Here is a 2,239-nt window from a genome sequence, read left to right as displayed (position 1 = left end):
CACGTCGGCGATCATGTTGCCGCCGCCCTGCCAGGGCGGCATGTCCTCCAGCACCTCGCGCCGGCCCCAGACCACGCCGATGCCGGTGGGCCCGAAGATCTTGTGGCCGGAAAACACGAAGAAGTCCGCGCCCAGCGCCTGCACGTCCACCCGCAGGTGCGACACCGACTGCGCGCCGTCCACCAGTACGCGGGCGCCGGCCCGGTGCGCCAGCTCGATGATGCGCGCGACCGGCGTGACGGTGCCGAGCGCGTTCGACACCTGGGTCACCGCGACAATGCGGGTGCGGTCGTTGAGCAGCTTCTGGTATTCATCCAGCAGGATCTGGCCGGAATCGTCCACCGGAATCACGCGCAACCGCGCGCCCTTGGCCGCCGCCAGCTGCTGCCACGGCACGATATTGGCGTGGTGCTCGAGGTTGGAGACGATGATCTCGTCGCCCTCGCCCACGTGCTGCGCGCCCCAGCTCTTGGCCACCAGGTTGATGGCCTCGGTGGTGCCGCGCACGAAGATCACCTCGTTGACGTCGGGCGCGTTGATGAAGCGCCGGACCCGTTCGCGCGCGCCCTCGTAGGCGTCGGTGGCGCGCGCCGCCAGCTCGTGCGCGGCGCGATGGATGTTGGAGTTCTCGTGGGCGTAGAAATACGCGATCCGGTCGATCACGCTTTGCGGCTTGTGGGTGGTGGCGGCATTGTCGAACCACACCAGCGGGCGGCCGTTGACGCGTTCCCGCAGCACGGGGAAGTCGCGCCGCACCGCGTGCACGTCGAACGGCGGATGGGCATCGGTGCCGGCATGCGGCGCGGTCCGCGCCTGGGGATGCGCGGGCGTGACGTAGCCGCTGGGCAGCACGACCGCGTCGACGAAGTAATAGCGCGGGTCCGGCGAGGCCGCCGCGGCCGCTGGCGGGGCCGGCGCCGCGGGAGTGGCGGCCCGGGCGGGCACGGCCAGCCCGGCCAGGTCGTCGCTGACCGCCGTGGCGCCTAGCACCGTGCCCGGCCGCGCCGGATGACCCTGCCCGCCCTCCAGGAAATAGTAGGGGATGGACTCCCCTGCCCCGGCGTCGGGCCGGACCGTCGTCGCACCGGGCGCGATCCCGGTGGCGCCCGCGCCGAAGCGCGGCTCGTAGGCCGGCACCGCCGTCACCACGTTGTCGGGCAGGCCGTTGCCCGCCTGGGCGTGCGGCAGCAGCGCCGGCGCGCGGTGCGCCAGCGATGGCAAGGGCGCTGGCGAGGCTGGCGCCAGGTTGACGCCCGGCGCCAGCCCCTGCGGGATCGGCGTGCCGGGCACGCCCGGGCCCAGTCCCGCGGGGCTGACCAGCGGCGAGCCGGGCGGCGCGACGTTGACCGGAGCCTGCACCCCGGGCGGGACCGCCGCCGGCAGGTCGGCTGGCGCCGGCCGCCCCGGCAACGCCGTGAAGAAGGCATTGGCCAGACGCGTCAGCACGTCCGGATCGATGGGCGCTTCCGGCGCGCCCGGCACGCCGCCGGCCAGGGCGGCGAAGCTTGGAGAGGAATCGGCGACAGCCATCGTGCGGCCTATTTGTAGGTGTCGGGATAGTCGTGGTACTTGCCGATCTCGACATCGTCGAGCACCGCCAGCGCGTCGTCGGCCAGCAGCGCCAGCGAGCAGTACAGCGAGATCAGGTAGGACGCGATGGCATGGTTGTTGATGCCCATGAAGCGCACCGACAGGCCCGGGCTCTGTTCGCCCGGCAGGCCCGGCTGGTACAGGCCGACCACGCCCTGGCGCTTGTCGCCCACGCGCAGCAGCAGGATCTTGGTCTTGCCATCGGCCACCGGCACCTTGTTGGACGGAATCAGGGGAATGCCGCGCCAGGTGATGAACTGCGAGCCGAACAGGCTTACCGTCGGCGGCGGCGTGCCGCGCCGCGTGGCTTCGCGGCCGAAGGCGGCGATGGCCAGCGGATGCGTCAGGAAGAAGGCCGGCTCCTTCCAGACCTTGGTCAGCAGCTCATCCAGGTCGTCGGGCGTGGGCGCGCCGGTCAGCGGGAAAATGCGCTGCTCTTCCGTCACCTGCGACAGCAGGCCGTAATCGGGGTTGTTGATGAGTTCGCTTTCCTGGTTTTCCTTGATGGTCTCGATGGTCAGGCGCAGCTGTTCCTTGATCTGGTCGTGCGGACTGCTGTAGAGGTCGGAGATGCGGGTGTGCACGTCCAGCACGGTGCTGACGGCGTTCAGGAAATACTCGCGCGGCTGCTCCTCGTACTCGACGAAGG

The 2,239-nt window shown here is 70.9% G+C and carries 2 protein-coding genes; both read right to left on the bottom strand.

What is annotated here, in order from left to right:
* A partial coding sequence (locus tag BI327_RS40625; RefSeq protein WP_076867235.1) for a cysteine desulfurase occupies positions 1-1,530 on the bottom strand: 1,530 nt, incomplete at its 3' end.
* 8 nt (positions 1,531-1,538) lie between these two features.
* A partial coding sequence (locus tag BI327_RS40620; protein WP_076867234.1) for a family 2A encapsulin nanocompartment shell protein occupies positions 1,539-2,239 on the bottom strand: 701 nt, incomplete at its 5' end.

The sequence above is a fragment of the Bradyrhizobium mercantei genome (assembly GCF_001982635.1).
Classification (GTDB): Bacteria; Pseudomonadota; Alphaproteobacteria; order Rhizobiales; family Xanthobacteraceae; genus Bradyrhizobium; species Bradyrhizobium mercantei.
The sequence above is the reverse complement of the archived record's forward strand: the minus strand, read 5'-3'. Positions and strand labels throughout refer to the sequence as shown.